Raw genomic sequence first — 14,314 nt, forward strand, 5'->3', positions numbered from 1 at the left:
ATCACCATAGGATGCGTCCCACACATTTAACGGAAACGCTTGCCATCGTTTTTTTTGCGCTTGCCGTAGTCTTTCTGGAGCTGCTTTTTATCGCCCCAAGGAGTCTTATGTCATGCACACGGACCCGCAAAAACAGCAAGGGTTACTCTCACGCTGGAGCGAAGCCCTGGCGACCGAGGCGTTCACGTCTCGCCGGATAAGCCTCGGCCATCTGGCCGATACGCTCGAGTTCAGCACCCGCGCAAGCTTTCAGCGCTTATTGCAGGCGCTGCTGCGCGAAGGCCTGCTGAATCCAAAAAGCCTGAAAGCCAAAGGCTCGGTGTATTGGCTTACGCTGCTCGATGGTGCCCGGTTGCGTTTCGAAGGGCTTATCCCGGCGCGGATGAACAGTTGGGACCTACAGGGCGACATCACGCTGCATCGCTCTGAATGCCCAGCACAAAAACTGCTGTTTCCTTCACAGTTGCTAAACCTGCTCTGCACGCAACTTGAGCCTTTACCGTCACCCGAAGTGCTCGTTCGCCTGGCCGAAGAGCTTGATGACAGCTTCTGCAACGCCACCTTGTGCCAGGCCTTTCACCACGGCTGGAGCCGGCAACTGCGTGAACAGTTCAAGCTCGCCGATAACGATAATCTGCTGACCTGGCTCAAGAGCAACGCCTCCCACCCGAACCCGACATCGGTGCTTGAACAGTGGGGCACGCTGGGTCATCCCTGGCACCCGAACTACAAGACCAAGCTTGGCTTGGGCACCACTGAGGTCATTGCTTTATCACCGGAATTCGAAGCCTGCGTGCCAGTCGTCCTGTGCGCCTTGCATCGGCAATGGGCTCACGTCGAATCGTTGATCGGACCTGAGCATTACCGCGGCTGGTGGCAAGGGCATTTCCCGCTCGCGGCCGAACAATTGATCCAGCACCTTCTAACCCAAGGTCTCGACCCGGATGACTACCTGCCCATCCCCGTCCATCCGTGGCAAGCTGCAGAGGAACTACCGCGCTCGTTTGCTCGCGAAATTGCCGACCGCGTACTGGTCGTGACCACCATCATTGCGTTCAACGGTCAGCCGACCATGTCGTTTCGCACCCTGGCGCCCACTGCAAACCGCTGTTCACCGATGGTCAAACTTCCTGTGGCGCTACGACTGACCAGCGTGCAACGCACCCTTTCGCCACGCTCTGCGCGCATGGGGCCAAGGGTTAGCGGATTGTTGCTGCAAATACTCAAGCAGGAGCCGCAGATTCGAGCCGTGTTGAACATCGTGCCGGAACGTATCGGCGTGCATTACTCGCCACAACCGGCAGATGATCAACGCTCCCGGCACCTGGCGGTGCTTTACCGGGACAACCCGTCGCGCTTGTTGCAGCCGGGCGAGATGGCCGTTCCCGTTGGCAGCCTGTTCGCCCTGGATGAACACGGACAACCGTTACTGCGCCAGTGGGTCAGGTTGGCCCAAGGAGGCGACGGCAGACCGGAACTGCTGCGTTTTTGCCGTGACTATCTATCGATCGCCGTTCCCGGATTGCTCGGTCTGTACCTGATCTACGGGGTCGCCTTCGAGGCGCACCAGCAGAACAGCTTCATGGTCATGAGTGCCGAGGGACAGTTAAGCCGACTGATGGTACGTGACTTCGGCGACATTCGGATTCACCGCCAGACTTTGCACCGGCAAGGCCTGGACCTTCAGTTGCATGACCCGCAGATGACGCTGTATGACGATGCGGACTTCGTGCGCGATAAACTCTTGCACACCACCTTCATGTGCCATCTCGGTGAACTTGTTCTGCTCTGCGCCCGGCATTGGAAGATGCCGGAAGATGCACTTTGGAATGAGTTGGCCATTCAGGTCAGCGACTGCTTTGACCACCTGCGCGAACGGGTCGAGCCTCAGCGCTGGACAATCGAGCGTCTGGCCTTGCTGAAACAGGACTGGCCGGCCAAATCGTTCATGCGTATGCGCTTGCTCGACAGTGCGCTCGATATCGTCGGTCGCCTGAGCAATCCGCTTCGCGTGCACTCTTAAATAGTCGCTAGAACGGCAAAGAGGATTCTCGATCAAGTAATGGCACTTGATCGAAATCCTTTTAGTTACATGACGTTTTAACCAAGTTGCAATGTCGAGTTGAACTGACTGATAGCGTCTACCACATGCCGTGAACCCTGCTGAATTTCCAGGATCACCTCGCCCGCTTCATTGGCCAGCTCCACGCCAAGTCCAGTACGACTCAAACTTGATTGCATGCTCGACACTGCACTCAAGGACAAGTCGTGGTTCTTGCGCACCACGTCTACAATTTCTACGGTTGCATGGCTGGTACGTGCCGCGAGGCTGCGCACCTCGTCGGCAACCACCGCAAATCCTCGCCCATGTTCGCCGGCGCGCGCAGCCTCGATAGCGGCGTTGAGTGCCAGCAAATTGGTCTGATCGGCGATACCGCGAATGGTCTGAACAATGGTGCCGATGATGTCGGACTGTTTGCTCACCGCATCGATGCTGAGGGCCGCTTCGTTGAGATCCCTGGAGATCTCTTCGATGATTTGCACGGTCTGCTGCACCACCTGCGAACCTTTCTGGGCGCACGCATCGTTTTGCACCGAGGTTGAATGGGCCGACTCGGCGGCAGTCTGCAACGTGGTCATCTGCCGGGTGATGTCGCTGGCGAACTTGACCACTTTGTACAAGCGGCCCTTGGTGTCGAAGATCGGGTTGTACGAAGCTTCGAGAAAGACCATGCGACCGTGTTTGTCGACCCGTTCAAACCGACGCGAATGGAGTTCGCCACGGTTGAGCGAAGCCCAGAACGCCTTGTAGGCCGCAGACTCGCTCTCCGAGCGATGACAGAACAGGCTGTGGTGTTGACCCACTACTTCGCTCAGCGAATAGTGCATGGTCTGCAAGAAGTTATCGTTGGCAGTAATCACCCTGCCATCGGGGGAGAATTCGATCACCGCCATGGCGCGGCCCAGAGCATTCACTACGCTCTGGTTTTCATGCTCTTTATTGATTCGGGTCGTGATATCCGAGGCCACCTTGATCACGCTTCGTACTTGCCGGTCAGTCCCGATTACCGGCATATAACTGGCCTCAAGCCAGACTTCCTTGCCACTCTTGTTCATGCGCAAGAAGGTGCCACTGCTTGATTCGCCACGACCCAGTTCACGCCAGAAGCGCTGGTAATCTTCGCTTTGGGCGTAATCCTCTTCACAAAAAATCCGGTGATGCTTGCCGCGCAACTCCTCGATGGAATAGCCGACGGCCTTACAAAAGTTTTCGTTGGCCTCGAGGATCACACCGGTGGGATCAAACTCGATCATTGCCATGGAGCGGCTGATCGCCGCCAACTTGGCATTGGCCTCGGTCAATGCGCAGCTAAATCGCTCTATCTCAAGCAAGTCAGACTTGTGGTGTCGATTGAACATGGTGGTATCACCTTCAGCGCTGTCTTTTGATGAACGGAAGTTCCTGGTCTTTCACTGGACTTACGACGACTTTCCACAGAACAGGCAAACGCATCCTCAGACGAAGGATAAGAGTCAGGTGATCAATGATGATTAATCGGAGTGTCCATAACGCAACGCTCTTATCAAGCCATCCTTTTCTTGACGCCGCGCACGCGGGGCCAACCCAACATTCACAAGTAACTCCCTTTAAGAAACACTCCCTTTCGTATCGGTGCCTTTAATTGCGCACTCTTACCGACGGTTCAACTTATTACCGGCCACAAAGCGCTGACTCAAGCACAATCAGCCTGAGGCATTGAGACTTTCACGCTTTATATTTTGACCGGCATAAGTAGTCACGAGTGAGCATAGACATCAACGCCACGGATGCAAGGCCATCAATATGCCATCTTTTTGCCTATGGTCAGAGAGCAGCTGGATGGAGCATCGCCAGCAGCGCCTGTACCGCCGCCGAGGGTTCCCTGAGCGGTGTGGCGACCAGCGCAAATTCTCGATGAACAGGCACCGCCAACGGCAGCACGCGCAACCCCTTGCGATTGGCTGGCAAGGTCATTTCCGGAACCAGTGTCACCCCGACGTTTTCCCGAACCAGCGCGAACGCACTGCCCCACTCTCGAACTTCAACCCGGACATCAAGCAGCGCAAGACCTGCATCCGCTGCCAGGCTGCGGGCATTGACGCTGCATCCGCCAGTGGCCAGCACGAACGGCTGCCCGACCAACGCCTCCAACCTCAATCCGTGCTCGTGGTTGCCTCGAGCCAATGGATGCGCCATCGGCAGCACCGCAACCCAGGTATCTCGCCCCAACATTCCGGCGTTGCGTTCAGGTGGAGGATTGAGCACCACCCCCAGATCAACCAGTCCAGCGCCAAGCAATGCTTCAACTTCGCTGTCGCTGACCTCCAGCGCCACCACCTGAATACCGGGATACAGCTGATTGAACTGGCGCAACAGCGGCGGCAGAAACGTTGCGAGCACCATCGGAAAACTGGCCAGGCGGATCGTGCCACGCTGAATATCCCGCGCCGCGTCGGCAGTGGCCCGGATGGTCTCAAGAGCCTGGAGCATCACCCGCGCCTGTTCGATCACGTGTACTCCGACCGCGGTCGGCAAGGTCTGACGGTTTTCCCGGACAAACAGTTGAATACCGAGTACGTCCTCAAGCAGGGCCAGCGCCTGACTGGCCCCCGACTGAGTCATGCCCACATGTTCGGCAGCACGCGTAATGTTGCGCGTGTCGGCGATAGCCACCAGCATCCGCCAATGCATCAGGTTCATCATGGCAGTAGCTGTCCTTATGGCTGATGTCTGAAAGATTAATTTTACGACGTACGCGGGCGACTATGACACTGATCAAAATCCTCACCTAGAGCCCTGACCATGAAGTTGTATTTTTCGCCTCAAGCCTGTTCCCTTGCACCGCACATTGTTCTGCGTGAACTGCAGTTGCCATTCGAGCTGGTCCGCGTCGACAACCGAACGAAGAAGACCGGCGACGGTGCCGACTTTCTGGCGATCAACCCGAAAGGCTATGTCGCGGCGTTGCAACTGGATAACGGCGATGTGCTGACCGAGGGACCAGCCATCCTTCAATACCTGGCTGATCTTCGCCCGCTTGCCGGCCTTGCACCGGTGTGCGGATCCTGGGAAAGGGTGCGCTTGCAGGAGGTACTGAACTTCATTTCGAGTGAGGTTCACGGCGCTCTGGGACTGCTGTTCAATGCGCAGTTCCCTGAACAGGTGAAAGCACTCTTCAAGGAGAAATTGTTCAAGCGGTTTGCCGTGCTGACCCAGACACTGGATCAGCAGAATTATCTGCTGGGCGAACGCTTCAGCATCGCTGATGCCTATCTGTTCACCGTACTACGGTGGACTTCCTTGTTTGATATCGACCTGAAGCAATGGCCGCCGCTGGAGCGTTTTCAGGCGCGGATTGGCTCACGGCCTGCCGTGAGCGAGGCGCTGGCGGCGGAAGTGGCGCACGCCTGAAGATTGATCGCTGACAAGCCGGCGATGGCGGCTTCATGGGCGCCATCACCGGTGAATGACACGCCTACAAACTGCTGCTGACTTTCGTCGCGACCTGCGTTGGCACCCAGCCCTGCCACACCTGCGGTTGTTCGCGCAGGAAGGCTTGCGCGACTTCACGCGGCTTTTGGCGTTTTTCGCTCATCTGGCCGAGGGTCTGGTTCAGCAGATCGATCGGTAAATCGACTTTCTCGAAGAACGCCACCAGGTCCGGGTAGCGGGCCTTGAACGGTGCCGATACGCCGATGGCCAGGTTAGCCGGCATCGAGCGCGTGCCTTTGGGGTGTGGGTTGTTGACGTCGGCCAGGGTTTTCCAGGCCTCGGCGTTGAAGGCCGGCTCGTCGAGTTTTACCAATTTGAAACGCCCCAACAGCGGTGTCGGCGACCAATAGTAGAAAAGTACCGGTTTGCCACGCCGAATCGACGAACTGACCTCGGCATCCAGCGCCGCACCTGAACCAGTGCGGAAATTGACGAAACTCTCGGTCAACGCGTAGGCCTTGAGCTTCTGGCTGTTGACGATCTCCGACGTCCAACCGGTCGGGCTGTTGAGAAAGCGCCCGCGAGTCGGGTCTTCCGGATCCCGAAATGCGTCCTTGTAACGCTCCAGATCGGCTACCGATTTCAGTTCTGGCGCCAGTGGTTTGATCCCGCGCTCGGGGTCGCCCTTGATCACGTATTCCGGCACCCACCAACCTTCGGTGGCGCCTTTGACGGTGTCGCCCAGACCGAACACTTTGCCCTCGGCCTGCGCCTTGATCCAGGCCGGACTACGCCCCGCCCACTCCTCGCCGATGACCTGAATATCATCCTTGGCCAGCGCAGCTTCAAGGCTGACCGTGCTGCCCGGCAGCGTGTCAGTCGGGTAGCCATAACCTTTCTCGACGATCAAGCGCAGGATCTCGGTGATCAGGCTGCCGCTTTCCCAGGTGATGTCGCCGAAGTGAATGGGTGCGACTTTTTCCGCCGCGGGGGCCTGTGTCGCCACAAGGCTGAAGACCAGCAGCGAACTGCCGAGCCAGGTTTTGATTGATCTCATGCGGACCTCAGGGTGGGGAGTGAGAACAATGGTTGATTGGCGCTGCGCTGGCAAAGCGCCTGACAGCGGGTCATGTAGACGCTGACCGAACGCTGGGAGATGCCCAGTTCGGCGGCGATTTGCGGGTAAGTCAGGCCTTCGAGCCGTGACAACAGAAACGTCGCCCTGACCTTGCCCGGCAAGCGGTCAAGCGCCTGATCAAGAACACTCAAGGTCTGCAACTGCTGCGTCAGGTCTTCCGGCGACGGCCCTTGGCAGGGCTGAATGTGCTGCAACTGATCAAGGTGTTCACGCTCGCGGTCCCGTCGGTTCCAGAGACGATAAATCACCCGCTGAGCAAGAGTGGTCAGCAAGGCACGAGGCTGTTGGATCGACGTCAGGTTCGGCGAGTCGAGGAGCTGCGCAAAGGCCTCGGCGGCGACATCTTCGGCGCTGATGCCAGCATCTAGGTAGCCGCGCAAGCGATTGCACAACCAAACATAATGACAGCGGAACAATCCGCCTACGTATTCGCTGTGAGAAAGGTCGGTGCCGGACATGGAGGCTCCAATCGATAGGGTTGCGCTGGATGTCCGGTGGTCCGGTGCAGCGATCCTAGCAAGGAGTCTTATTCTTTAATAATACTTAAAAACTATTTTTATATATTGTTTGGAGATATAGATCATCCGCTTGCCCGGCGCTCTTTTCTTTCCTCAACGCAAGCGTCCAAACCCCAGCTCTTCGGCCTCTTTTCGATAATCAAGGATGATTTGGTAGTCGCTTTCAGTGGCCAGCAACACCTCGTGGAGCCCCAGGATTTCAACCACATCAGGCAGTTCATTCAACGCCTGGTTCATCACCTCGCGAAGGTGCTCGATTTGCCCGTCCGTCAGGCTGGCGACCCCGATATACGGCAAGGTTGGGCTGAACGCACTGCGCGCCACCACCCGCAGACCTTCGACCTCCTGCGGCGCATGGCGCGCCAGATAGGCGAAGGTCACGCTGTCGATGGCCGCCAGATCCGCGCGCCCGTCACGCAGCCAGCGCAGGCTTTCACGGTGGCTGCCGCTGACCGAGACGCTGAAGAAAAACTGACCATTGCGTTGCAACGCAGCGATGCGGTGACGCAACAGATTCATCCCGCTGTTGGAGTCCTCGCCATTGATCACCGCTCGGCACCCCAGCAGCGCCGGCAAGGTTCGGCGCGGGTCGTCGGCCCGGGTCAGCAGCAGGCTGCAATGGTTGCCAGCGCTGCTGTCCGGTAGCTCATAACGCGGCCGACCGATCACCCGCACCAGCCCGCGCAGTGTCGTCATCAGCGGATAGCCACAGGTCTGCGTGAGCAGTAATTGCGGGGCCAGCCAAAGCTCCATCAATGACAGGCCTTCAGCGTTCAAGCGGGTGGCGTCGAGCCGCTCGACGATACGCGCCAGCCAGTGTTCATTGGCCTGACGTATCGGCTCGGGGGCAACGTACATCAGTAACTCTGCAAAACCTGAAATCATGCCGGTTCTCAACTGAAAGGATGCTGCGGACTGTCCACGGGCCTGAGCCCGTGCCGACGCAACAGCTCACCATAGCCGCGCACCAGAAACCCGCCACTGCGCGCTTGCCATTGTTCGCGTCGTGCGCGATAGACCTGCGGCAAATAGAACCAGGGCAAACCCGGCAGATCGTGATGCACCAGGTGCAGGTTCAGGTTAAGGAACAACCAGCGCCAAGGCCAGGCAGCCTCGTTGAGCACGGTGCGTTTTTGCGATTCGCGGTGCGGGCGATGTTCATAGTAGGAACGGATCGCCCCTACCGACAACGCCGGCACGCTGATCAAGAACAGGTAATGCCAGACGGGAACAACACTGTAATCAGCGATGAAGGTCAGCATCAGCACGGTCAATGCGCCATGGGTCAGCCACATCAACCAAGCCTGGCGATTGCCTTGGCGCAAGCGCTGGAACTCTTCCTTGGCCAGCGCCAGTAACGCCAGCGGCGCACCGACGGCGAAGCGCCCCAGCACGGTTTTGTTCAGCCAGTGCAGGCTGCGCTCGAACACTGAACTGCCCTGCCACTGCTGCGCGCTCACATAGCGACTTTCCGGATCGCGGCCGGGTAACGTCAGGTCCTCGTCGCGGTGATGCAAAAGGTGGCTGTCGCGGTACAGGGTGTACGGGTACCAGACGGCAAATGGCGCGTAACCGAGGAGTTTGTTCAGCGAGGTAAAGCGCGTCGGATGCCCATGCAACAGCTCATGCTGGACCGACATCCACAGCACCACGATCGGTATCAGCAGCAGCGTGCTCAACCACAGTCCCAGCCAGGCGCTGGCCAGCAGCACGCCAAACCAGGACGCGTACACACCGATCAACAACAGCCAGGTCGGCCATTCGCTGCGACCGGCAAACGTTCGGCGCAGGGTTTCAATTTCTTCATGCAGGTTTTGATCAAGGTAATAGGACATGGCTCGGCTCAGAACAGGACAAGCCAACAGACAAATGTCGGCCTTATCCCCTTCTGTGCAACGACACGGGGAAATCTTGCAGATCGATGGCTGATTTACCTGGAAGTGAACACTTGAAAGTGAACGCGGAGCCCGATTGCCGGGCTCCGTCAAAGCGGGCTCAGTGCCCGAACACACCGACCTTCTTGGCCTTCTTGTCAGCGCGTTTTTCAACGGCTGTCTTGGTCGGTTTCTTTTTCGCCGCTTTCTTCGAATCCATGCCTTTGCTCATGATGCACGCTCCACCAACTGGGAATATGAGATCAGGTATACACCTATCTCGCAGCGTTGGTTCTTTTATAATAGGCGCATTTTTCGCAGTGACCCTCTCGCACATGCCCAACACCCAGTACACCCAGCTTGCCGAGCCACTGTGGCCTTTGCTGAACAAGTTTTACCGCAGTCACCAGTCATCGATGAAAGCGGTTCGCGACGCTCAACTGTGGGTAGGCAAGCGCGATGAGATCATCGCCGGGCTCTGTTTGCGGCCGATGGCGGAGGGGTTTTGGCTGACGGGGTTATTTGTCGACCCGGCCTTTCGGGGACAAGGTATTGCGGGGGCGTTGATGGCCCAGGCGCTGGTGCAGATCAACGCGCCAGTGTGGCTGTTCTGCCACCCGGACTTGCGCAGTTTTTATGAGTGCAATGGCTTCACTGCGGACCCGTTGTTGCCCTATGCACTGGCCGAGCGCCTGGCTCGCTATAAACGCAACAAGCCGATGATTGCCATGGGCCTGGAGCCGGGCAAGTAAACAGCGATCTTCCAGCGCTTTTATTCATCAGCCGTCGGGTCGAGATCCGGGAACATCACCTCGGTAAACCCGAACTTGCGAAAGTCGGTGATCCGCGACGGGTACAACCGGCCGATCAGGTGATCGCATTCGTGCTGCACCACTCGGGCGTGAAACCCCGAGGCGATTCGCACAACCGGCTCGCCCTTGGGATCGAAGCCTTCATAACGAATGTGCTGATAACGCTCGACCGCCCCCCGCAGCCCCGGCACCGACAGGCAACCTTCGAAGCCCTCTTCCAGCGTCGGATCAAGCGGCGTAATCAACGGGTTGATCAAGATCGTCTGCGGTACGGCGTCAGCGTCCGGGTAACGTTCACTGTGCTCGAAGCCGAAGATCACCAGTTGCAGGTCGACGCCGATCTGCGGGGCAGCCAGGCCAACGCCACCGACGCTTTCCATGGTCTGGAACATGTCATCGATCAACTGCCACAGTTCAGGGCTGTCGAACATTTCGGCCGGTACCGGCGGAGCGATACGCAGCAGGCGCTCATCGCCCATTTTCAGAATTTCACGGATCATCGTCAGGCTTCGTCAGTGGTCGGGTTGAGCGAGTGGTCCCGGCCCAGTCCCGAAACGTGTTGTTTTTCGTCGTGTTCACCGAAGTCCTTGGCACCAGGATGCTTGCCTTCGCTCGACATGTGATCGATCACCGCATTCATTTCCGCGCCGAGCAACAGCACCGCAGCGGAAATGTAGAAGTACAGCAACAGCACGATGATCGCACCGATACTGCCATACATGGCATTGTAGTTGGCGAAGGTTTTGACGTAATAACCAAAGCCCAGCGAAGCGATGATCCAAACAACCACTGCCAGCACCGAACCCGGCGTGATAAAGCGAAACTTCTGTTTCACATCAGGCATCACGTAGTAAATCAACGCGACCGCGACCATCAGTAAAATGACGATCACCGGCCAGCGCAGTATCGTCCAGAGCGTGACGATGAACTCTTCCATGCCGATCTGCGACGCAATCCATTCCATCACCTGCGGACCGAGTACCATCAAGGCCGCAGCGACCAGTAGCATGCCGGCAACGCCAATGGTGTAGAAAATCGACAGCGGGAAACGCTTCCAGATCGGCCGGCCTTCGACCACATCGTAGGCCGCGTTCATCGCGCTCATCATCAGCCGCACACCCGCCGAGGCGGTCCACAGAGCGATGACGATACCCACCGAGAGCAATCCACCCTTGGATTGCTGGAGCTGGTCGATCACCGGGTTCACTTGTTCCAGCGCTTGCGGCGGCAACACCAGCTCCGACTGAAGACGCAGCCAGGAAAAGAAGTCCGGCAGGTGCAGAAAACCGATCAGGGCAATCAGGAACAGAATGAAGGGAAACAGCGAGAACAGCATCTGATAGGCCAGCGCCGAGGCGTATGTCGACATCTCGTCATTGATGAACTCAGTGACCGTGCGCATCATCACGCGGTGCAAGGGCAAGCCTTTCAACTCCGGGAACATCATAGCGTCTCCTTTCGCCGCAAAAGGGTTGAAGTCGGGAGCGACTCAGGGGCCGTTTTCTACATCAAAGTAACCTACTTGGCGACTTTGGAACAATTTCGGGGAAATTGAACAATAAAAGTCGACATAAAAACGGCCATCCGTGGATGGCCGTTGCAGTGCATTAACGCGGGCTATCGGATCAGGCTTTATCGACGGTTTTCTTGATCGCATCTTTAGCCTTGCCGAGCGCTTGCTGGGCTTCGCCTTTCTTCTCCTGAAGCTTGCCTTCGGCTCGCAACTTGGGATTGTCGGTGGCTTTACCCACACCTTGCTTGACGTTGCCGACCGCTTCGTTGGCCAGGCCTTTAACTTTATCGCCAGTGCTGCTCATGGTATTTCTCCTGTGAACACTCAAAGGTCAGTGACTACGTAGAGGTTGACCTAAGGACGTTGCACAGCGTTCCATTTATTTTCAGCCGGTCATTTCATCCGCACATGCAGGTTGGGCTTTATGTTTGCGGGCTTTGCCACGAGAATGCGCAACGTATTCAGGCCGTGGCGCTGAAGATCCAATCCCGTAGGAACGTTATGAAACTCGATAAAAAGCAGGCCATTGCCCGCAGAAACCAGGAACTCGGTGGTGCAGTGCTTGGCGTCAACAACTGCCATTTCACCGAATTGAACCGCAACCGCAACATCTGGTGGTTTGATATCCCGGTTGCACGCCTGGCCATTGGTCAGTACGAATGGGTTCACCTGCTGATGTACACGCCGGCCACCGACGAACTGCTGCACCTGAAAGTGCCGACGGTGTTCCTGCGCGAGAAGCTCGAAGGCCTGGTGGTGCGCAATGAAGGCAAGCGCAAGGCGGCCCTGAGCCTGGAGCTGAGCGCCGATAAGGACTCGTACCTTCAGGACATGCGCCCGGCCGGCACCAACGTCAACTTCGCGCAGTTCCGCCTGTAACGACTCCCTGTGGCGAGGGAGCTTGCTCCCGCCGGCCGGTCCGCGTTCGGGCGAAGCAGTCGTCATACAGATACTGGATAGACGCCGTCTGGTTTTGGGGTCGCTTCGCGCCCCAGCGGGAGCAAGCTCCCTCGCCACAAAAAACGATCCAGGTATCGCTGAAAAAAAGCCCCGCATTTGCGGGGCTTTGTTTTATGCGCTGACCTTCTTCAAGCCGAGTTTCTTCAGCTCTTCATCGCGCAATTCGCGACGCAGGATCTTGCCGACGTTGGTGGTCGGCAGCGCATCACGGAACTCGATGCCTTTCGGCACTTTGTAGCCGGTGACGTTGGCACGCATGTGCGTCATCACCTGCTCTTTGGTCAGGGTTACCCCCGGTTTGGCGACGATGAAAATCTTGATTGCCTCGCCCGACTTCTCGTCCGGCACACCAATGGCTGCGCATTGCAGCACGCCCGGTAAGGTGGCCAGTACGTCTTCGAGCTCGTTCGGGTAGACGTTGAAACCGGAGACCAGAATCATGTCTTTCTTGCGATCGACAATGCGCATGTAGCCATCTGGCTGGATCAGCGCGATGTCACCGGTCTTCAACCAGCCTTCGCTGTCGAGGATTTCATCGGTGGCTTCCTGGCGCTGCCAGTAGCCCTTCATCACTTGCGGACCTTTCACGCACAGTTCGCCGATTTCGCCCAACGGCTGTTCAACGCCGGCGTCATCGATGACTTTGCACAGGGTCGACGGAACCGGAATACCGATCGTCCCCACCTGAATGTTCTGGCTTGGATTGACGGTGGCCACCGGGCTGGTTTCGGTCATGCCGTAACCTTCGCAGATAGCGCATCCAGTGACGGCTTTCCAACGTTCGGCAGCGGCCAGTTGCAGGGCCATGCCACCGGACAAGGTGATTTTCAGGCCTGAGAAATCCAGCTTGCGGAACGCTTCGTTGTTACACAGCGCCACGAACAAGGTGTTCAGGCCGACGAAACCGCTGAACTTCCACTTCGACAGTTCCTTGACCATCGCCGACAGGTCGCGCGGGTTGCTGATCAGGATGTTGTGGTTGCCAATCAGCATCATCGCCATGCAATGAAAGGTGAAGGCATAGATGTGGTACAGCGGCAACGGCGTGATGAGGATTTCGCAACCTTCATTCAGGTTGGAACCCATCAGCGCCCGGCACTGCATCATGTTCGCCACCAGGTTGCGGTGGGTCAGCATTGCACCCTTGGCCACGCCGGTGGTGCCGCCGGTGTATTGCAGCACGGCAACGTCGCTGCTGGCCGGGTTGGCTTCGGTCACGGGCTGGCCGTGGCCTTTGCTCAACACGTCATTGAACTTGACGGCCTTGGGCAGGTGATAGGCCGGGACCATCTTCTTCACGTACTTGATGACGCTGTTGATCAACAAGCGCTTGAGCGGTGGCAGCAGGTCGGCCACTTCGGTGACGATGACGTGCTTGACGCCAGTCTTGGGCACCACGGCCTCGGCCAGGTGCGCCATGTTCGCCAGGCACACCAGCGCCTTGGCGACGGAGTCGTTGAATTGGTGTTCCATTTCCCGCGCGGTGTACAGCGGGTTGGTGTTGACCACGATCAAGCCGGCGCGGATGGCACCGAACACGGCGATCGGGTATTGCAACAGGTTTGGCAGTTGTACGGCAATTCGATCGCCCGGCTGCAAATCGGTATGCTGTTGCAGGTAAGCGGCAAAAGCACCGGACAATTCGTACAGCTCACCGTAGGTGAGTGTCTTGCCGAGGTTACTAAAGGCCGGTTTGTTGGCGAAGCGTTGGCAGGATTGCTTTAACACTGCCTGAATATTCGGATACTCGTCTGGATTGATCTCGGCAGCAATTCCAGCTGGGTACTTATCCTTCCAAAAGTCTTCGATCATGGAAGCCCACTCCTCAGCAACGCGAATTCTTCACCGCATTTTGCGATTATTATTGGTGTCTTTTTGTTGGTGAATCTGGCCTTTACCTAGGCCGAGAAGTCACAAAGCGCGCCGAGAGTAGCAGCTTTGCCAAGGCCCTACTAGAGCCAAAATAAGCCCCCTCAGTCACTTTAATTACTCAAGACCTGTAAATGGTCTGTTTTAGAGCAAAAAA

14 protein-coding genes are annotated in these 14,314 nt (G+C 57.4%); 4 read left to right on the plus strand and 10 right to left on the minus strand.

Annotation, left to right across the window (positions count from 1 at the left end; all coding sequences use genetic code 11):
- The first annotated feature begins 112 nt into the window (after positions 1-112).
- Positions 113-2,023 carry an IucA/IucC family siderophore biosynthesis protein gene (locus KRR23_RS07665; RefSeq protein WP_216741998.1) on the plus strand — a complete coding sequence of 637 codons (1,911 nt, stop codon included), beginning with the start codon at positions 113-115 and terminating at the stop codon, positions 2,021-2,023.
- Between the two features lie 77 nt (positions 2,024-2,100).
- Here the strand turns inward: KRR23_RS07665 and KRR23_RS07670 are convergent, their stop codons facing one another.
- Both KRR23_RS07670 and KRR23_RS07675 read right to left on the minus strand, forming a co-directional pair.
- The gene (locus KRR23_RS07670) at positions 2,101-3,420 is read right to left on the minus strand and encodes a PAS domain-containing methyl-accepting chemotaxis protein (RefSeq protein WP_216741999.1); all 1,320 of its coding nucleotides are present in this window, start codon (positions 3,418-3,420) and stop codon (positions 2,101-2,103) included.
- Between the two features lie 445 nt (positions 3,421-3,865).
- The gene (locus KRR23_RS07675; RefSeq protein ID WP_216742000.1) at positions 3,866-4,744 is read right to left on the minus strand and encodes a LysR family transcriptional regulator; all 879 of its coding nucleotides are present in this window, start codon (positions 4,742-4,744) and stop codon (positions 3,866-3,868) included.
- A 99-nt stretch (positions 4,745-4,843) separates the two neighbouring features.
- Here KRR23_RS07675 and gstA point away from each other — a divergent pair, with 99 nt between their 5' ends.
- The gene (gstA, locus tag KRR23_RS07680) at positions 4,844-5,452 is read left to right on the plus strand and encodes a glutathione transferase GstA (protein WP_216742001.1); all 609 of its coding nucleotides are present in this window, start codon (positions 4,844-4,846) and stop codon (positions 5,450-5,452) included.
- Between the two features lie 64 nt (positions 5,453-5,516).
- On the opposite strand, the gene KRR23_RS07685 is transcribed toward gstA, so the two are convergent.
- The 4 genes from KRR23_RS07685 to KRR23_RS07700 form a co-directional block, all read right to left on the minus strand.
- Complete coding sequence (locus KRR23_RS07685) at positions 5,517-6,530, minus strand: ABC transporter substrate-binding protein (RefSeq protein WP_216742002.1); 1,014 nt, start codon at positions 6,528-6,530, stop codon at positions 5,517-5,519.
- Positions 6,527-7,069 (minus strand): sigma-70 family RNA polymerase sigma factor, encoded by a 543-nt coding sequence (locus KRR23_RS07690; protein ID WP_216742003.1) that lies wholly within the window; start codon positions 7,067-7,069, stop codon positions 6,527-6,529. Before KRR23_RS07690 ends, KRR23_RS07685 begins: the two co-directional genes overlap by 4 nt.
- Positions 7,070-7,222: 153 nt before the next feature.
- Positions 7,223-8,014 carry a phosphate/phosphite/phosphonate ABC transporter substrate-binding protein gene (locus KRR23_RS07695; protein WP_216742004.1) on the minus strand — a complete coding sequence of 264 codons (792 nt, stop codon included), beginning with the start codon at positions 8,012-8,014 and terminating at the stop codon, positions 7,223-7,225.
- Positions 8,015-8,022: 8 nt separating this feature from the next.
- Positions 8,023-8,964 carry a fatty acid desaturase gene (locus KRR23_RS07700; protein ID WP_216742005.1) on the minus strand — a complete coding sequence of 314 codons (942 nt, stop codon included), beginning with the start codon at positions 8,962-8,964 and terminating at the stop codon, positions 8,023-8,025.
- A gap of 374 nt (positions 8,965-9,338) precedes the next feature.
- On the opposite strand from KRR23_RS07700, the gene KRR23_RS07705 reads away from it, so the two are divergent.
- Positions 9,339-9,755, plus strand: a complete 417-nt coding sequence (locus KRR23_RS07705; protein ID WP_216742006.1) for a GNAT family N-acetyltransferase — start codon at positions 9,339-9,341, stop codon at positions 9,753-9,755.
- A 20-nt stretch (positions 9,756-9,775) separates the two neighbouring features.
- Here KRR23_RS07705 and def read toward each other — a convergent pair whose 3' ends face one another.
- The 3 genes from def to KRR23_RS07720 form a co-directional block, all read right to left on the minus strand.
- Complete coding sequence (gene def, locus KRR23_RS07710; RefSeq protein WP_216742007.1) at positions 9,776-10,315, minus strand: peptide deformylase; 540 nt, start codon at positions 10,313-10,315, stop codon at positions 9,776-9,778.
- Between the two features lie 2 nt (positions 10,316-10,317).
- Entirely contained in the window at positions 10,318-11,262 is a 945-nt protein-coding gene (locus KRR23_RS07715; protein ID WP_216742008.1) for a YihY/virulence factor BrkB family protein, read from the minus strand.
- Between the two features lie 178 nt (positions 11,263-11,440).
- On the minus strand, positions 11,441-11,632 hold the full coding sequence (locus tag KRR23_RS07720; protein WP_216742009.1) for a CsbD family protein: 192 nt from the start codon (positions 11,630-11,632) through the stop codon (positions 11,441-11,443).
- A 197-nt stretch (positions 11,633-11,829) separates the two neighbouring features.
- On the opposite strand from KRR23_RS07720, the gene KRR23_RS07725 reads away from it, so the two are divergent.
- Positions 11,830-12,207, plus strand: coding sequence for a hypothetical protein (locus KRR23_RS07725; protein WP_054593671.1), 378 nt, complete (start codon positions 11,830-11,832; stop codon positions 12,205-12,207).
- Between the two features lie 192 nt (positions 12,208-12,399).
- On the opposite strand, the gene fadD1 is transcribed toward KRR23_RS07725, so the two are convergent.
- The gene (gene fadD1 / locus KRR23_RS07730; RefSeq protein WP_216742010.1) at positions 12,400-14,100 is read right to left on the minus strand and encodes a long-chain-fatty-acid--CoA ligase FadD1; all 1,701 of its coding nucleotides are present in this window, start codon (positions 14,098-14,100) and stop codon (positions 12,400-12,402) included.
- Positions 14,101-14,314: the final 214 nt, after the last annotated feature.

Origin of the sequence: Pseudomonas sp. CVAP#3 (assembly GCF_018986375.1) — a bacterium.
Taxonomy (GTDB): domain Bacteria; phylum Pseudomonadota; class Gammaproteobacteria; order Pseudomonadales; family Pseudomonadaceae; genus Aquipseudomonas; species Aquipseudomonas helvetica.

Coding starts and splice junctions, on each gene's coding strand:
- KRR23_RS07665 (WP_216741998.1), top strand. CDS start 113: ATGCACACGGACCCGCAAAAACAGCAAGGGTTACTCTCACGCTGGAGC.
- KRR23_RS07670 (WP_216741999.1), bottom strand. CDS start 3,420: ATGTTCAATCGACACCACAAGTCTGACTTGCTTGAGATAGAGCGATTT.
- KRR23_RS07675 (WP_216742000.1), bottom strand. CDS start 4,744: ATGATGAACCTGATGCATTGGCGGATGCTGGTGGCTATCGCCGACACG.
- gstA (WP_216742001.1), top strand. CDS start 4,844: ATGAAGTTGTATTTTTCGCCTCAAGCCTGTTCCCTTGCACCGCACATT.
- KRR23_RS07685 (WP_216742002.1), bottom strand. CDS start 6,530: ATGAGATCAATCAAAACCTGGCTCGGCAGTTCGCTGCTGGTCTTCAGC.
- KRR23_RS07690 (WP_216742003.1), bottom strand. CDS start 7,069: ATGTCCGGCACCGACCTTTCTCACAGCGAATACGTAGGCGGATTGTTC.
- KRR23_RS07695 (WP_216742004.1), bottom strand. CDS start 8,014: ATGATTTCAGGTTTTGCAGAGTTACTGATGTACGTTGCCCCCGAGCCG.
- KRR23_RS07700 (WP_216742005.1), bottom strand. CDS start 8,964: ATGTCCTATTACCTTGATCAAAACCTGCATGAAGAAATTGAAACCCTG.
- KRR23_RS07705 (WP_216742006.1), top strand. CDS start 9,339: ATGCCCAACACCCAGTACACCCAGCTTGCCGAGCCACTGTGGCCTTTG.
- def (WP_216742007.1), bottom strand. CDS start 10,315: ATGATCCGTGAAATTCTGAAAATGGGCGATGAGCGCCTGCTGCGTATC.
- KRR23_RS07715 (WP_216742008.1), bottom strand. CDS start 11,262: ATGATGTTCCCGGAGTTGAAAGGCTTGCCCTTGCACCGCGTGATGATG.
- KRR23_RS07720 (WP_216742009.1), bottom strand. CDS start 11,632: ATGAGCAGCACTGGCGATAAAGTTAAAGGCCTGGCCAACGAAGCGGTC.
- KRR23_RS07725 (WP_054593671.1), top strand. CDS start 11,830: ATGAAACTCGATAAAAAGCAGGCCATTGCCCGCAGAAACCAGGAACTC.
- fadD1 (WP_216742010.1), bottom strand. CDS start 14,100: ATGATCGAAGACTTTTGGAAGGATAAGTACCCAGCTGGAATTGCTGCC.